Raw genomic sequence first — 15,186 nt, 5'->3', positions numbered from 1 at the left:
GGGCTGGGTGGAGGACGCGCGGGTGGTGCGGACCTCCCTACCGGCGGAACTCGACGAAGACGCCGTGGCGGAGTACCGGGCGCTGCACGAGGACATCCTTCGGCGCTGGCGTGAGGGCGTGCACGAGGGCTTCGCGTGGCTGGCACAGCGAGGCGTGGAGGAACTGGCTCTCTGGTACGTGGGAGGCGTCCTCATCAAGGGGGCGGGCTTCCTGGCGGTGCGCGGCGGCGGCATCGTCCTGAAGGCGCTGCGCAGGGGCAAGGAAGCCGCGGCCGGCTGGCTGCGCACGATGCTGACGCGGCTGCCGGGCGGGGAGAAGCGGGCCTTCGAGCGACTGTGGGCGAAGGTGCAGCTCGAAGGGGAAAAGGCCCTGAGCGCGGGTGAGCGGGAGGAACTACGCGCGTTGATGGCGCGCATCGAGCAACTCGCGACCACCCCATTGACCCCTCATGAGAAAACCGAGCTCCGGAAGAAGGCGCGCGAGTTCTACAAATCCCAGAATCGCCACCTGGTGTCCGTCATGGACTCTCATCCTGAAGATTGGCCGGTTCACCATCGGCGACCGCTTCAATATGCGCACCTCTTTCCGGTCGAGGACATCAACGCGGGAAGCAACCTCGCGCTGGTAGAAGTCTCCATCCACCACCGCATCAACCGTCTCTGGGACTGGTTCCGGCAGGCTCGTCCCCAGGCAACGGCGGATGACGTGCTCAAGGCCGCTGGCATCATTGATGGTCGCTTCGGGCCTTGGTACCACCGGGTGACCCAAGTGCCGCCGCCGGCCAAAACGCTCGAAGGTGCGGAGAACGCGGCACTTGAGGTCCTGAAAAGAGTCTTCCCGGGTCCCCGGTAGCGGAGGCTGGTCTCGTGGCGAAAGTGGAACTTCCTGGCTTTGAGCGACTCCTGGAGGTGTGTGGGCGGCTTGGGTTGCGAGTGGTCACGAAACCGCCGGGGCGCCATCCCCCACAGCCATTCACTCCAATCGAGGGGACACCTTTGGACCCTCAGCTCGCCCGCATCTATTCCATGATTGGGAGGGGCATCTTCGCAGCGGATGTCGATGGCCTCACCGTGTTCGAGGTGAACGATCAGACCAACGACTTGGAATCGTGGAACAGGGACATGCGAGAGGGTTGGCAGGGCGCCTTGTTCTCGCCGCTCTTCGTCTTTGGGGGAGAACCGTTCCTGGCCCACTACTACGCCACGGTCCCCGGCCTCGCGGATGAACAGGGACGCCAGCCGGTCGTCTGGGTCGATGCCTACGAATCGGGATATGCCCTGCCTGCCGCATCCAATGTGGACCGCCTTTTCGAGACCTACTCCCGCTACCTGGAGGAGTTGGTCGCTCACGAGGACTTCAAGACGGAAGGCTCGGCGGCCCTGACCTTTCCGTGGCGTACGCCCCACCTCCTGGCCCGTGACGAGCAACTCGTACGGCTCATTCGCGAAGGGCACTTCGACAAGTGGCTCCCGGGCCAGGAGGGGAAGGACTGGACGGCCAGGGTCCTCGCTGCCCACCAGCGCCTCACCTGACCCCGAAAAACACCACGGGGCCGCCAGCCCGGGAGCACCGTCCCGGACCCGCGGCCCCGCGGGGCACGTCCCTCACCGTGACGTCAGACGTCCGGCGACTGGACGATGAGCTTCTCCTTGCCGCACACGTCGCAGCGCACGTGCACGAAGAGGTCGTCGTCGCTCTCCTCGGGCACCTCGCCCTCGGGCACGCCGAGCTCCGCCTTGGCCAGCGCCGCCACCTTCACCGGGATGTCCTGCGCCTTCAGCGCCTGGACGTACGTCATCTCCCGGTCATGGCACTCGCGCGTCTCCGGGCCGTTGATCCACGCCGGCTCCATGCCCTCCGGCAGGCGGCTCACCAGCTCCAGGTTGGTCACCGACTCGGCCAAGTACGCCAGCCGCCGCAGCCGCGCCTCTTCCGGCAGCGCCGCGAACACCTGGAAGCCCTCGAACAGGGCGTTGCGGTCCTCGGCCGTCGCCAGCTGCGCCAGCTCCATCGCCTGGTCGCTCGACTCCAGCGCCTCCTCCCAGTTGTTCTCCGGGTTGAAGCCCGCCTCGAGCAGCGCCGTGTACAGCTGCGTGGCCGCCAGCCGGCGCCGCGCCTCCTGCAGGTGCTCCACCACCTCGTGCGTCAGCCGCAGCTCCAAGAGCGCGCCCGTGGTGCGCGGGTCGATGGAGCCCGTCAGGTCATCCACCTCCACCTCCTCGCGCAGCGCGCCCTTCAGCACCTGGGCCGCGGAGAAGCGCGCCAGGGGCAGCACACCCACCTCGCGCAGGTACATGGCCGCCACGGCCGCGTCCTTCGCCCCCATGCGCAGCGCCTTCTGCGCCCGCTCCACCACGCCGGGGTCCGCCGACGGCTTCTTGTTCTCCAGCCGCGTCTTCACCGCCTCGCGGTAGAGCGTCTCCAGCGAGCTGCCCGGCGGCAGCCGCTGCGGCAACAGGGGCCGCAGCCCCGGCACGTCCAGCACCCACAGGGGCGGCATGGCCATCCGCTTCAGGCCGCGGAAGAAGAGCGAGCCCGGCGGGTCCTGGGGCCGGAAGGGCGGCAGCTCGTCGCCGCTGGCCGGCTCGCCCTGCATGACGGCGGCGGCCTGCACGCCCAGCGCCTTCTCGCGCTGCTCACGGGTGAACGCGGTGATGCCCTGGGCCGGCGGCGGGGGCGGCGGCGGCGCCTCCTCCCCGTCCAGGCCGACGACGCGGTCCATGTCCACGTCGTCCATCTCCACGTCGTCCAGCCCCTTGGCGCCCGTGAAGTCGCAGCGCAGGAGCTTGAGCTTCTCGAACGTGGCGCCTTCCAGGTTGGCCCCCCGGAAGTCGCAGTCCTGGAGCCGGCCGCCGTGGAAGTAGGCGTTGGACAGGTCCGCGTCCCGGAAGTTGACCTTGGAGAGGTCGCACCGCTCCCACTCGGAGCCCACGAGGCCGAGCCCCGACAGGTCCGTGTTGGCGGAGAACAGTTGGCTGAAGGTGGCGCCGGTATGGTCGGAAGGAACCTGGCCGGACTTGCGCAGGCGGTTCCATTCCGCCGAGCCACTCTGAAGAAGCTTCTCGATACTGGGGGCTTTCGCCATGGACCGGGGATTATTCGTATGGTCTGGTCCGCGCGCCAGCACAAATGATCGAGTACCGAATCGAAGCCGACACCGCCGGGATGCGGCTGGACAAGCACCTGCGCAAACGGCTCCCCAATGTTCCGGTGAGCCACCTCTTCAAGATGATTCGCACCAAGAAGGTGCGGGTGAATGGAAAGCGTGCGCAGCCCGAGCAGTTGCTAGCCGAGGGAGACGTGCTCACCATCCGCGGCGACGAGCAGCAGCTCACGGCCGACGACCGTCCGAAATCGGACCGTCCAACGCCCCCGCCCCCGCCGGTGGACCCCAGCCGGCTGGTCATCTTGAGGGAGGACGACTGGCTCATGGCCGTGGACAAGCCCAGTGGGATGGCCGTCCATACCGGCAGCGGCATCACCGGCGGCACGCTGGTGGACTATGTGCGCGCCTACCTCGGGCCGAAAGCCGTCCGCAATGACTTCGCCGCCTCGCCCGCCCACCGGCTGGACAGGGAGACGTCCGGCGTCATCCTGGTGGCCAAGCGCCGCCCGGCGATGGTGCACTTCACCGAGGTCTTCACCCACGGACTGTCCAAAAAGCGCTACCTCACCCTGGTGAAGGGCAAGATGCCCAAGGACTCGGGCGTCATCGACCTGCCCCTGTCGGAGCACCAGCAGACGGCCGAGTCCAAGGCCCGTCGCGGGGTGAACATGCAGGAGGCGCTCACCCGGTGGAAGGTCGTGAAGCAGTCGGGCGACGCAGCGCTCCTGTCCTGCTCCATCGAGACCGGGCGCACCCATCAGATAAGAAGGCATCTGGCCGCAATCGGACATCCGGTCGCGGGGGACAAGAAGTACGGAGATTTCGCCTTCAACCGCGACGTGCGGGCGCGCTGGGGGCTCAAACGTCTGTTCCTGCACGCCGAGCGCATTGAATTTCCCCATCCCGACGGCGGTGCGAAGGTGGCCGTGGAGGCCCCCCTCCCACCGGAACTGAGGGACGTGCTCAAGCGGGCCGCACTGGTGCCCTGAAGCCCGCAAGATTCCGAAGAAACGCGTATGGCCGACCCCAAGACGACTGACCGCAGCCGCTCGAAGCTGGTGCTCGACGGCGTCCCCAACGGGCGCTGGTGGAAGTTCCTCCTCAAGGCCGCCGGCTGGCTGGCGCTGACCGGGGCCACCGCCGCCGTGGTGGCGGTGACGGCCGTGTACTACGTGTACTCGGACGGGCTGCCCGCCATCCCCAAGGTGGACGAGTACTGGCCGCCCATCGTCACCGAGGTCTACACCGACGACGCGGTGCTGGCTGGCGAGTTCTACAACGAGCGCCGCAAGGTGGTGCCGTACGAGCGCATCCCCAAGCGGCTCGTGCAGGCCTTCATCGCCAGCGAGGACTCCAGCTTCTTCGACCACTTCGGCGTGGACGTGCTGGGCACCACGCGTGCCGGCTTCAAGACGATTACCGCCAAGCTGGGCCTGCGCACCGGCGGCATCCAGGGCGGCTCCACCCTCACGCAGCAGACGGCGAAGGCCGTCCTCATCTCCGCGGAGGGCTACAAGTCCGCCACCGCGAAGACGCTCACCCGCAAGATTCGCGAGGCCATCCTCGCGCTGCGGCTGGAGCAGGCGCTGACGAAGGAGGAGATTCTCTACCTCTACCTGAACAACGTCTTCCTCGGGCACCACAGCTACGGTGTGCAGAGCGCGGCGGAGAACTACTACCGCAAGGACGTGCGTGACCTGACGCTGGGCGAGATGACGCTCATCGCCGGCCTGCCCCAGGCGCCCAGCCGCTACTCGCCCTTCCTGCGTCCGGAGGCCGCGAAGAAGCGCCGCTCCTACGTGCTGCGCCGCATGCTGGACGAGGGCATGATTTCGAAGGCCGAGCACGACGCGGCCAACGCCGAGCCGGTGAAGGTGTACCCGGTGGAGGACGTCTTCCACGAGTTCGCGCCGTACTTCGTGGAGCAGGTGCGCAAGGACATCGTGGACCGGTACGGCAACCCCGTGCTGCTGAAGGAGGGCCTCAAGGTCTTCACCACCATGGACAGCGAGCGCCAGCGCGCCGCGCAGGACGCGGTGCTCGACGGGCTCCTGTCGGTGGACAAGCGCCAGGGCTGGCGCGGGCCGGTGCAGCAGCTCGCGGACGAGGCCGCCATCAAGGCCTTCCTGGAGCGCGCGAAGAAGGCCATGGGCAAGGAGGAGCTGGCGGAGAACCGGCTCTACGTGGCCGTCGTCACCGCCATCGATTCCGACGGCAAGGGCGCGGACGTGCAGGTGGGGCCGCACAAGGGCCGGCTGCCGCTCTTGGGCATGCGCTGGGCGCGCAAGGTGAACCCCGAGGGCTACTACCCGGCGATGATGATTTCGTCGGTGAAGAAGGCCATCACCGTGGGCGACGTCATCGTGGTGCGCCACGTGACGAAGAAGGACCTCACGGACGACAAGGAGCAGTGGGACAAGAAGCTCGCCGAGGAGATTCCGGAGGAGGGCGTGAAGCTCTTCCGCCTGGAGCAGACGCCCGAGGCCCAGAGCGCGCTTGTCTCCATCGACCCCCACCGCCAGTACCTCACGGCCATGGTGGGCGGGTACGACTTCGACGACAACGAGTTCAACCGCGCCTTCCAGGCGTGCCGTCAGCCGGGCAGCTCCTTCAAGCCCTTCGTGTACTCGGCGGCGCTGGAGCAGCTCAACTGGTCGGAGGCCACCGTCATCGTGGACTCGCCCATCGTCGAGCACGACCCGGACAACAAGGTGTCCTGGAAGCCGGAGAACTACAGCGAGGAGTTCGTGGGCGACGTGCTGCTGCGCACGGCGATGATCAACTCCATGAACATCCCCGCGGTGAAGACCTTCGCCGCGGTGGGCGTGAAGAACATGGCCGCGTGGAGCCAGAAGCTGGGCATCACCACGCCCATGAACATGGACTTCTCCGCCGCGCTGGGCTCGTCCTGCGTGTACCCGGTGGACCTGGCCAACGCGTACGCCACCTTCAACCGCTACGGCCGCAAGAAGCCCACGTACTTCATCCGCAAGATTGAGGACCGCTGGGGCCGCACGCTGGAGGACCACACCGCCTTCGACGACGCGTGGGCGCCGCTGCAGGACCGCGTGGCCGCCGGCTACGCGCGCCTCTTCGAGCCCGGTGAGCAGGTGATGAGCGCCGAGACGGGCTTCATCCTCACGCACCTGCTGCGCGGCGTGGTGCTCCAGGGCACCGGCGGCCCGGCGACGAGGCTGGGCAAGCCCGCCGCGGGCAAGACGGGCACCACCAACGACTCGTTCGACGCGTGGTTCGCCGCCTACACCCGGGACCTCGTGACGGTGGCGTGGGTGGGCTACGACCTGAACCCGCACCCGCTGGGCCGCTACGAGACGGGTGGCCGCGCGGCGCTGCCCATCTGGCTCAACTACATGAAGCGCGCGCTGGAGGGCCGTCCCCAGTCCGAGTTCTACCCGTGGCAGTCCATGGACCTGGTGAAGCTCTACATCGACAAGAAGACCGGGAAGATTGCCCCGCCGGGCTCCAAGGGCTCGGAGCTGATGTTCTTCAAGAAGGGCACCGAGCCCAAGGACGCCGTGCCCGACAAGAACCAGGTCGACGTGGACCAGTTCATGATGGGCGCGCAGTAGGCCCGCGCGTTGTCACTCGAGGCCCCGCTGCCCCTCGTCGAAGAGGGCGCGGGGCCTTCGTGTATGCGCTGCTTCAGCGCTTCGCGTCCTCGCGGAAGCGGCGGGCGGGCTCGGTGTGGCGCTCCAGCGCCGCGCGCAGCGAGGCGAGGTCCGGGCCGGCCTCCAGCACGGAGCGCGTGGCGGTGGGGACGACCTGGGCCTCGCGTCCGGAGAACAGCCGCTTCAGGTCATCGAAGCCGGCGCCCTGCGCGCCGATGCCGGGCGTGAGCATCAGCGCCCCGCCGAGCCGCTCGACGACGCCCCGGTCCGAGTCGGGGAGCGTGGCGCCCATGACGGCGCCCACCACGGGGAACGCCTTGGGGCCGGGCTGCTCGTTCAGCTCGCGGATGCCGTCGGCCAGGGCCTCGGCCACGGTGCGGCCGTCCGCGCCCTTCGCCGTCTGGAGCGACGTGCCCTCCGGGTTGGAGGAGCGCACCACCACGAAGGCGTAGGCGTTCGCCGCGCGCGCCAGCTCAATCGTCTTCACCAGCGCGCCCAGGCCCAGGTACGGGGTGAAGGTCGCCGCGTCCGCCTTGTAGGCGCTGTTGGGCCCGAAGAGGCTCTGCGCGTACGCGTCCATGGTGGAGCCGATGTCCCCGCGCTTCACGTCCAGCAGCGTGAGGCTGCCCTGGTCCTTGAAGCGCTTCATCACGTGCTGGAGCACCTTCAGGCCGTCGGGGCCGTGCCGCTCGAAGAAGGCGCTCTGCGGCTTCACCAGCGCCACCCGGTCCCCGGCCGCGTCCGCCAGGCGGTCGCAGAACTCGCGCAGGCCCTTGGGGGTGTCTTCCAGTCCCCAGCGGATGAGCAGCTCCTTCGACGGGTCGATGCCGAGGCAGAACGGGGAGCGCGCGTCGGCGAGGGCGTTGAAGTTGTGGATGAAGGGCGGGGCGAGTGAAGTCACCGGTCTGCCTCCGTGAAGCGGGTGGGGGAGAAGCTCAGCGGAACCTGCGCGCGGCGGCGTCGAAGAGGGGGTTGGGCACCACCTTCAACAGGCGCGAGGGGAGGGCGAGCTGCCAGGGGAAGTACAGCTCTCCCTCGCCCCGGAGGATTCCGTTGCCCATGCGGTCCACCGCGGCCTCCGTCTCCATGAGGAAGGGCATGGGGAAGTTGTTCTTCTCCGTCAGCTCGCTCTTCACGAAGCCGGGGTAGATGCAGGTGACGCGCACGCCGGTGCCGCTCAGGTCCACGCGCAGGCTCTCCATGAAGGTGGCGAGGAAGGCCTTGGACGCGGAGTAGGCGCCATGCCCGGCGAGCCCCCGGAAGGCGGCGAGGCTGGAGACGCCCACCACGTGCCCGCGCCGCCGCTCCACCATCTGGGGCAGCACGGCGCTCAGCGTGGCGGCGGCGCCGGTGACGTTGGTGTCGATGATGGCCTTCACGCGCTCCCACTGGAGCCGCTTCGCGTGGGTGACGCCGCCCACGCCGGCGTTGGCCACCACGAGGTCCAGCCCGCCACACTCGCCGTCCAGCGCGCGGATGCGCTCCAGCGTGGCGTCCGTGGCGGTGACGTCCAGCTCCACCGGCTCCACGGTGGCGCCGGCCGCCTGGGCCTCGGCGGCCAGGGCCTGGAGCTGGGAGACGCGCCGGCCCGCGGCGAACACGCGCAGGCCCCGCCGGGCCAGCCACAGCGCCAGCCCGCGCCCCAGGCCGCTCGTGGCGCCCGTCACCAACGCCGTCCGGTAGCTCATCTCCGCCATGTCGTCCTCCTCCAGGGTGCGGGCAGGCTTCTCGCATGCTTGATGCCGTCACGGGACACAAAATGGGGCCTCATCCCTGGAGGAGGACGCGTGTTGGCTGGCGGGCGCGCGCCGGGCCCGTCCGTCGGCCGGACCCCGAGGGGGACTGCGCCACGGGGGTGATGGCGTGGGTGCCCGCCGGTTCGCACCTTTATGCCCGGGAGGGTGTCGGCATGGTGCCGTGGAACAGCGTGATGGCGGTCGATGACGACCTCGACATCCTGCTCGCCTTCAAGGACGTGCTGGAGATGGAGGGCTACGCGGTGGTGCTCGCCCGGGGCGGGCGCGAGGCACTGGAGCTGCTGCGGGCCGGGGTTCGGCCGGCCGTCATCCTGCTGGACCTGATGATGCCGGACATCAACGGCTGGGACTTCAGGGAGCGGCAGGTCGCCGACGCCTCGCTCGCCTCCCTCCCCGTGGTGGTCGTCTCCGGACAGGGCGTGAGCGAGCGCGACGTGGCCCGGCTCGGCGTGGACGGCTACCTCAAGAAGCCGGTGGACCTGGACCAGCTCCTGCGCACCGTCGCGCGCTACGTGCGGCCGCGGCCGTCGCAGCCGCAGCACGCGTGAGGGACGGACCCGCTCAGGGCGGGCCGCAATCGCCGTTCGGCTCGCGGCTGCTGGCGTCGTAGTCGTGGACCCGGAAGCGCCGGGCCTGGGCCCGGGTGGTGAAGGTCGAGGTGGAGTGATGGCAGGGGTCGCACTGCCACGTTCCCGGCTCGTCCCCTGGCCCGACGTCGACGAAGCGCACCTTCCCGGCGCTGTAGGGCCCCACCAGCTTCAGCCGCCACATCCCCGCCTCCGTCTCCTGGACGGAGTGAATCGCGTACATGTCCGTGTCCTGGGCGAGCAGGACATCCATCCTCCACGTTCCGTCGCCACCCTGCTCGAAGCTGACGTTCTCCGACTGCGAGTAGCAGAACTTCGGCCGGACCCACTCGCCGTCGTGCTGCCGCAGCCCGATGAGCGTGTCGGGCAGCCGCCGCAGCAGCTTCTGCTGCGCGTCCGGGAGATGGTTCTCTCCGGGCTTCCAGGTCTTCTTCAACTGCTCGAGCGTGGGGCCCAGCCGCTCCAGGGCCGCGTCGATGGCGGCGGCGCCGCCCTTGGGCACCGCGATGGCCAGGGGGGAGCGGCCAAAGGCGGCCTCGGCGACGACCAGGGGAGAGTCGCGCACGGCGAGCTGCAGGCCCACGTCCTCGCCCGCGGCGAAGTCCGCCTGCTTCTCGTCCACCTTGCGCAGGCACTCCGCCTGGTCCGCGCAGTCCACGAGGGTGGCCTGGGGCATGGCCTCCTGGACCGCCTCGCGCACCGGGCCCGGGGGCGCGGCGACGCGGCCCGTGTAGCCTGGCAGCTCCTTCGTGCGCAGGTTCCCCTCGGGCCCCGCCAGCCGGTAGGACAGCTCGAGGTAGGGGCGGGTGAAGTCCACCTGCCGGGCGCGCTCGGGCGTGGGAGTGATGGAGTTGAGGCCCAGGTCCACCTTGCCCGCCGCCACCGCTTCGAGCGTGCCCAGCTTGAACTTCCGCCGGGTGTCGATGAACTCCACCTCGCGCCCCAGCTCCCGGCCCAGGGCGCGGGCCAGCTCCGCCTCCAGGCCCGTCATGCCGTCGCGGCTCGGGCCATGCAGCGGCAGGTACTGCCCCGACAGTGCCACCCGGAGCGGCGTGGCCTCCCCGGCCGCCGCGCCCCAGGGCAGCAGCCACAACGCGAGAACTCCCATCCAGTGTCGAGCCATGACTTCCCCCTCGTGAAGACGAGGGTATCAGACCCGGACCCCGCGGGAGTCTCCGCGCCCGGGGTCGCTCAGAGCACGGCCCAGTAGGGCTTCAGCGCCTCGCGGCTGGCTTTCAGCGCGTGCCTCGCGTCCGCGTGCGTGGTGCCGGTGGGGAAGCTGTCGTTGCGCCCGGCGAGCACCTCCACGCAGGCGTGCACGGACTGCGACAGCCCCTCCAGCGAGTAGCCGCCCTCCAGGAGCAGCACCAGCCGGCCGTCGCAGACGCGCTCGGCCAGGGCCCGCATGGACGCGCACATGGCGGCGAAGCCCCGCTCGGTGACGTCCATGCCGCCAATGGGGTCGTGCACGTGCGGGTCGAAGCCCGCGGACACGAGGATGAGCTCGGGCCGGTACGCCTCGGCCACCGGCAGGAAAAGCTCCTCGAAAATCATCCCGTAGTCCGCGTCCGAGTTGCCGCCGGGCAGACCGATGTTGACGGTGTAGCCCTCGCCCGCGCCCACGCCCACCTCGGGGGCCGCGCCGGTGCCCGGGTAGTAGGGGTACTGGTGCACGGACTGGTACATGACGTCGCGCCGCCCGTAGAACGCGGCCTGGGTGCCGTTGCCGTGGTGCACGTCCCAGTCGAGGACGAGCACGCGCTCCGCGCCCAGCCTCCGCCCGGCCTCCGCCGCGATGGCCACGTTGTTGAAGAGGCAGAAGCCCATGGCCCGGCCGGGCTCGGCGTGATGCCCCGGCGGCCGCACCAGCGCGAAGGCGTTGCGCACGTGGCCCGCCATGACCTGCTCCACCGCCTGCACCGACGCCCCCGCCGCCAGCCGCGCCGCGTCCACGCTGTCCGGCGACACCTGGGTGTCCGGGTCGATTTGCGCCTCGTGCCCGCTCAGCCGCTCCAGGTAGGCCAGCAGCTCCGGGGTGTGCACCGCGGCCAGCTCCGCGCTCGTGGCCGAGCGGGGGGCGACCGTCACCGTGCCTTGCACCGGCGTGCCGTGCAGCACGCTGAGGATGCGCTGCAACCGGGCCGGGGACTCCGGGTGGCCATGGCCGGGGTCGTGCTGGAGGAACAGCGGGTCGGTGAGCAGCAGGGTCGGGGTCATCACCCGGAACCTTACGCATCCCACCGAGCGGAAGTCAGGCCCCCAGCGGCCAGAGGGGCGGCGGCGGCAGCCCCGGTTCTTGCCCTGCCGGTGATTCCCTCCCTACAGTGCTCGGGCCTTGGCTCAACGCTTCAAGAAACCCGGCCTGCGAAGCCTGCTGCTCGGCTCCTTCGCCCTGGTGCTGGCCCTCATCCTCGGGACGCTGTACTTCGTCGTCCCGTCGCGGGTGGAGGCCTACCTCGAGGGGCGCCTGCTCGCGCACGGCGAGGCGCGCGCCGAACAGGTCGCCCGTGAGCTGGCCGCCCATCCCGACGCGGCCCTGGCGGCCAGCCTGGAGCGCCTGCACGCCGCCGACGACGACTTCGACGTCATCGCCGTGCTCGCCCAGGACGGCCGGGTGGTGGTCACCCATCCCCCCGCTCCGCCCTGGTTCGAGCAGGAGCTGGCGGAGCGCCCGCCGGGCACGCCGCTGGAGCGCTTCCGCTTCGCCAACGGCGACGTGGCCGTGGCCCGCCGGGTGTCGCTGCGCGAGAGCGGCGAGGGCCAGGTGCTGGTGGTGGTGGACTTCTCCGGGCTCGACGAGGTGCTCTCCTCGCTCCGCCTGCTGGTGCTGCTGGCGTTCGGCATCGGCCTGGCGCTCTTCCTCATCGTGGCCTTCTTCATCTCGCGCGCCTTCATCCTGGTGCCGCTGGACGCGATGATGAGCATGGCGCGCCGGCTGGCGGAGGCGGACCTGACGGGCCGCGTGGAGGTGGGCACCCGGGACGAATTGGGCCAGCTGGCCGAGGCGCTCAACCGCATCGCCCAGAGCTGGCGCGACACGCTGGGCCGGGTGCGCGGCGTGTCGGACGTGGTGGCCGGCGTCGTTGAGCAGATCCACCGCACCGGCACCACCGTGTCCTCGGGCGCGAGCACCGTGCAGGCGCGCGTGGAGGAGACGTCCTCCTCCATGGTGGAGATGATGGCGTCCCTGCGCGGCATCGCGGAGAACGTGGAGGTCCTCTACCAGAGCGCCGAGGAGAGCAGCTCCTCCATCATGGAGATGGCCGCCACCAACGACGAGGTGGCGGAGAACGTCCAGGCCATGGCCGCCAGCGTGGAGGAGACCACCAGCGCCATTGAAGAGATGACGTTCTCCATCAAGGAGGTGGCCAAGAACATCCAGGAGCTGTCCGCCTCCACGGAGGAGACGTCCTCGGCCATCAGCCAGATGGACGCGGCCATCGGTCAGGTGGAGGCCAACGCCAAGGAGACGGCCCGCCTGTCCGAGCAGGTCTTCGACGACGCGCAGACGGGCGTGGAGTCCTTGCGCAAGACGCTCACCGGCATCGACCGCATCAAGGAGTCCAGCCGCACCGCCGCGGGCGTCATCGACAGCCTGGGTCGGCGCATCTCCGAGATTGGCAACATCCTCAACGTCATCGACGACGTGGCGGAGCAGACCAACCTTCTGGCCCTCAACGCCGCCATCATCGCCGCGCAGGCGGGAGAGCACGGCAAGGGCTTCGCGGTGGTGGCGGAGGAAATCAAGGACCTGGCCGAGCGCACCGGCGCGTCCACGAAGGAGATCGCCGAGCTCATCCGCAGCATCCAGGACGAGAGCCGCAACGCCGTGGTGGTGATGAACCAGGGCGTGCGCAACGTGGAGGAGGCGGTGCTGCTGGGCCGCGAGGCGGAAGGGGCGCTGCGCAAGATCAACGACAGCACCCAGAAGTCCACGCAGATGGTGAAGGCCATTGCCCGCGCCACCGTGGAGCAGGCGCGCGGCAGCAAGCAGGTGACGGCCTCCATCCACCGCATCAGCGAGACGGTGCAGCAGATCTCCAAGGCCTCCAACGAGCAGGCCAAGGGCGGCGAGCAGATCATGAAGAGCGCGGAGCGGATGAAGACGCTCACCGCGCACGTGCAGCGCAGCAGCCAGGAGCAGGCGCACGGCAGCAAGCAGATCACCCGCTCCATCGAGAGCATCAACGAGATGGTCACCCACCTGAACCGCGCCCAGAAGGAGCAGACCAAGGGCAGCGAGCAGGTCCTCAAGGCGGTGGAGACCATCAAGGGCGTGTCCGAGCACCAGACACGCTCGGTGCGCCAGCTGGAGGAGGCCATCGACAACCTCCAGAAGCAGGCGGAAATCCTGCGCGCCGAGGTGCGCCGTTTCCGCGTGTAGACGTGCGCGGCGGGCGGGAATGGCTTAGGAGAGGGCCACATGCCCACGGACAAACAGGTCTCCGAGCGCGCGGTGGTGTTCCTCATCGGCGCGGTCCAGTTCGTCAACATCCTGGACTTCGTGATGGTGATGCCGCTGGGCCCGGACTTCGCGAAGGGGCTGGGCATCGCCGCCTCGCACATCGGCACCATTGGCGGGGCCTACACGGCGGCGGCGAGCGTGGCGGGGCTGGTGGGCGGCTACTTCCTGGACCGGTTCGACCGGCGCAAGGCGCTGGCGGTGTCCATGCTGGGGCTGGTGCTGGCCACGGCGGTGGGAGGCCTGGCCACGGGCTTCACCACGCTGCTCCTGGCGCGGGTGGCGGCGGGCCTCTTCGGCGGGCCGGCCACGTCGCTGTCGCTGTCCATCATCGCGGACCTGGTGCCGGTGGAGCGGCGCGGGCGGGCGCTGGGGGCGGTGATGGGCTCGTTCTCCGTGGCCTCCATCATCGGCGTGCCCCTGGCGCTGCGGCTGGCCACCTGGGGCGGCTGGCAGCTGCCCTTCTTCGTCGTGGCGGGGATGGGGCTCCTGGTCGCGGCGGGCGCCATCTTCTACCTGCCCCCGGTGCGCGGGCACCTCGCGCCGGAGCGCCAGCCGGTGAAGCCGGTGGGGGTGCTGGAGCTGCTCGGCCGCAGGGACGTGCAGCTGTCCTACCTCATGACGGCGGTGGTGATGATGGCCAGCTTCCTCATGGTGCCCAACATCTCCGCCTACGTGCAGCAGAACCTGGGCTACCCGCGCGACAGCCTGGAGCTGGCGTACTTCGTGGGCGGCCTCGTGAGCTTCGTCTCACTGCGGATGGCGGGACCCCTGGTGGACAGGTACGGCGCCTTCCGCGTGGGCACGGTGGGCTCGGTGCTGACCCTGCTGTCCCTCTACGTGGGCTTCGTGAACTACCCGCGCTGGCTGCCGGTGCCGGGGCTCTTCATGCTCTTCATGCTGGCCATGGGCGTGCGCAACGTGGCCTACAACACGCTCACCTCGCGGGTTCCGGAGAATCCGGTGCGCGCGCGCTTCATGTCCCTCCAGTCCGCCATCCAGCACATGGCCGCCGCGGTGGGGGCCTTCGTCAGCGTGCAGCTGTTGACCGACCTGCCGGACGGCACCCTGGGGGGGATGACCCGGGTGGCCGGGCTGGCCATGGTGCTGACCGCCCTCCTGCCCCCCATGCTGGGGGTGGTGGAGGCGAAGGTGCGCTCGAAGGAGCGGGCCCGGGCCCTGGCGGTGGCCCCGGCCAAGGGGCTGGCCGTTCCGCTGTCCCCGGAAGCCAGCCCCCACCAGTAGACGGTTCCCCTGTCCCCCTGGCCGCCTGCCGCCCGCCCACGGTAGCGGGCGGACGGCCGGACGAGACGAGCGGTTGCGCTGGCCGTTCCGGGGCGCGATAACCCAGGCTGCCTTCCGGGGAGCACGGTCAGGACATGTTCAACATCGGCGCAGGCGAAATGGTGCTCATCCTGGTGGTCGCGCTGCTCGTGCTCGGGCCGCAGCGGCTGCCGGAGCTGGCGCGCGGCATCGGCAAGTTCATGCGCGAGTTCCGCCGCCAGACGGACGAGGTCCGTAACGTCGTGGAGCGCGAGTTCTACTCCATGGACCAGGAAATCTCGCGCGAGCCCACCCCGCCCGTGCGTCCGGGCTCCTCGTTCGCCTACAACCCGCCCACCACGCCTGTCTCTTATACACCTC

Annotated in this window: 13 protein-coding genes; 8 read left to right on the top strand and 5 right to left on the bottom strand. The window is 69.8% G+C overall.

Annotated features, from left to right (window positions below; all coding sequences use genetic code 11):
* Together HG543_RS41425 and HG543_RS41420 are read left to right on the top strand one after the other, a co-directional pair.
* The coding region (locus HG543_RS41425) for a hypothetical protein (RefSeq protein WP_211194511.1) at positions 1–853 on the top strand (853 nt) is incomplete at its 5' end.
* 143 nt (positions 854–996) lie between these two features.
* A complete protein-coding gene (locus tag HG543_RS41420; protein WP_169350458.1) occupies positions 997–1,533 on the top strand; it encodes a hypothetical protein in 537 nt (178 codons plus the stop codon).
* Positions 1,534–1,616: 83 nt separating this feature from the next.
* On the opposite strand, the gene HG543_RS41415 is transcribed toward HG543_RS41420, so the two are convergent.
* Complete coding sequence (locus tag HG543_RS41415) at positions 1,617–3,086, bottom strand: pentapeptide repeat-containing protein (RefSeq protein WP_211194510.1); 1,470 nt, start codon at positions 3,084–3,086, stop codon at positions 1,617–1,619.
* Between the two features lie 44 nt (positions 3,087–3,130).
* Here HG543_RS41415 and HG543_RS41410 point away from each other — a divergent pair, with 44 nt between their 5' ends.
* Together HG543_RS41410 and HG543_RS41405 are read left to right on the top strand one after the other, a co-directional pair.
* A complete protein-coding gene (locus HG543_RS41410; protein ID WP_169350456.1) occupies positions 3,131–4,096 on the top strand; it encodes an RluA family pseudouridine synthase in 966 nt (321 codons plus the stop codon).
* Positions 4,097–4,123: 27 nt separating this feature from the next.
* A complete protein-coding gene (locus HG543_RS41405) occupies positions 4,124–6,697 on the top strand; it encodes a penicillin-binding protein 1A (RefSeq protein WP_169350455.1) in 2,574 nt (857 codons plus the stop codon).
* A gap of 73 nt (positions 6,698–6,770) precedes the next feature.
* On the opposite strand, the gene pyrF is transcribed toward HG543_RS41405, so the two are convergent.
* Positions 6,771–7,637 carry an orotidine-5'-phosphate decarboxylase gene (gene pyrF, locus HG543_RS41400; protein ID WP_169350454.1) on the bottom strand — a complete coding sequence of 289 codons (867 nt, stop codon included), beginning with the start codon at positions 7,635–7,637 and terminating at the stop codon, positions 6,771–6,773.
* Positions 7,638–7,671: 34 nt separating this feature from the next.
* Positions 7,672–8,433: an SDR family NAD(P)-dependent oxidoreductase gene (locus HG543_RS41395; RefSeq protein ID WP_169350453.1), complete on the bottom strand. Its 762-nt coding sequence runs from the start codon at positions 8,431–8,433 to the stop codon at positions 7,672–7,674.
* 212 nt (positions 8,434–8,645) lie between these two features.
* Between HG543_RS41395 and HG543_RS41390 the strand changes: the two genes are divergently transcribed.
* A complete protein-coding gene (locus tag HG543_RS41390) occupies positions 8,646–9,041 on the top strand; it encodes a response regulator (RefSeq protein ID WP_169350452.1) in 396 nt (131 codons plus the stop codon).
* Positions 9,042–9,054: 13 nt separating this feature from the next.
* Here the strand turns inward: HG543_RS41390 and HG543_RS41385 are convergent, their stop codons facing one another.
* A complete protein-coding gene (locus HG543_RS41385; RefSeq protein ID WP_169350451.1) occupies positions 9,055–10,203 on the bottom strand; it encodes a substrate-binding periplasmic protein in 1,149 nt (382 codons plus the stop codon).
* A 68-nt stretch (positions 10,204–10,271) separates the two neighbouring features.
* The gene (locus tag HG543_RS41380; protein ID WP_169350450.1) at positions 10,272–11,297 is read right to left on the bottom strand and encodes a histone deacetylase family protein; all 1,026 of its coding nucleotides are present in this window, start codon (positions 11,295–11,297) and stop codon (positions 10,272–10,274) included.
* 118 nt (positions 11,298–11,415) lie between these two features.
* Between HG543_RS41380 and HG543_RS41375 the strand changes: the two genes are divergently transcribed.
* The 3 genes from HG543_RS41375 to tatB form a co-directional block, all read left to right on the top strand.
* Entirely contained in the window at positions 11,416–13,464 is a 2,049-nt protein-coding gene (locus HG543_RS41375; RefSeq protein WP_169350449.1) for a methyl-accepting chemotaxis protein, read from the top strand.
* A 39-nt stretch (positions 13,465–13,503) separates the two neighbouring features.
* A complete protein-coding gene (locus HG543_RS41370) occupies positions 13,504–14,787 on the top strand; it encodes an MFS transporter (RefSeq protein WP_169350448.1) in 1,284 nt (427 codons plus the stop codon).
* A 134-nt stretch (positions 14,788–14,921) separates the two neighbouring features.
* On the top strand, positions 14,922–15,186 hold a 265-nt coding region (gene tatB / locus HG543_RS41365; protein WP_169350447.1), incomplete at its 3' end, for a Sec-independent protein translocase protein TatB.

Origin of the sequence: Pyxidicoccus fallax, assembly GCF_012933655.1 — a bacterium.
Lineage (GTDB): Bacteria > Myxococcota > Myxococcia > Myxococcales > Myxococcaceae > Myxococcus > Myxococcus fallax.
The sequence above is the reverse complement of the archived record's forward strand: the minus strand, read 5'-3'. Positions and strand labels throughout refer to the sequence as shown.

Bases quoted from the DNA above. Each gene is read 5' to 3' on its own strand.
- HG543_RS41415 (WP_211194510.1), bottom strand. From the start codon at position 3,086: ATGGCGAAAGCCCCCAGTATCGAGAAGCTTCTTCAGAGTGGCTCGGCG.
- HG543_RS41405 (WP_169350455.1), top strand. From the start codon at position 4,124: ATGGCCGACCCCAAGACGACTGACCGCAGCCGCTCGAAGCTGGTGCTC.
- HG543_RS41390 (WP_169350452.1), top strand. From the start codon at position 8,646: ATGGTGCCGTGGAACAGCGTGATGGCGGTCGATGACGACCTCGACATC.
- HG543_RS41385 (WP_169350451.1), bottom strand. From the start codon at position 10,203: ATGGCTCGACACTGGATGGGAGTTCTCGCGTTGTGGCTGCTGCCCTGG.
- HG543_RS41395 (WP_169350453.1), bottom strand. From the start codon at position 8,433: ATGGCGGAGATGAGCTACCGGACGGCGTTGGTGACGGGCGCCACGAGC.
- HG543_RS41380 (WP_169350450.1), bottom strand. From the start codon at position 11,297: ATGACCCCGACCCTGCTGCTCACCGACCCGCTGTTCCTCCAGCACGAC.
- HG543_RS41410 (WP_169350456.1), top strand. From the start codon at position 3,131: ATGATCGAGTACCGAATCGAAGCCGACACCGCCGGGATGCGGCTGGAC.
- HG543_RS41370 (WP_169350448.1), top strand. From the start codon at position 13,504: ATGCCCACGGACAAACAGGTCTCCGAGCGCGCGGTGGTGTTCCTCATC.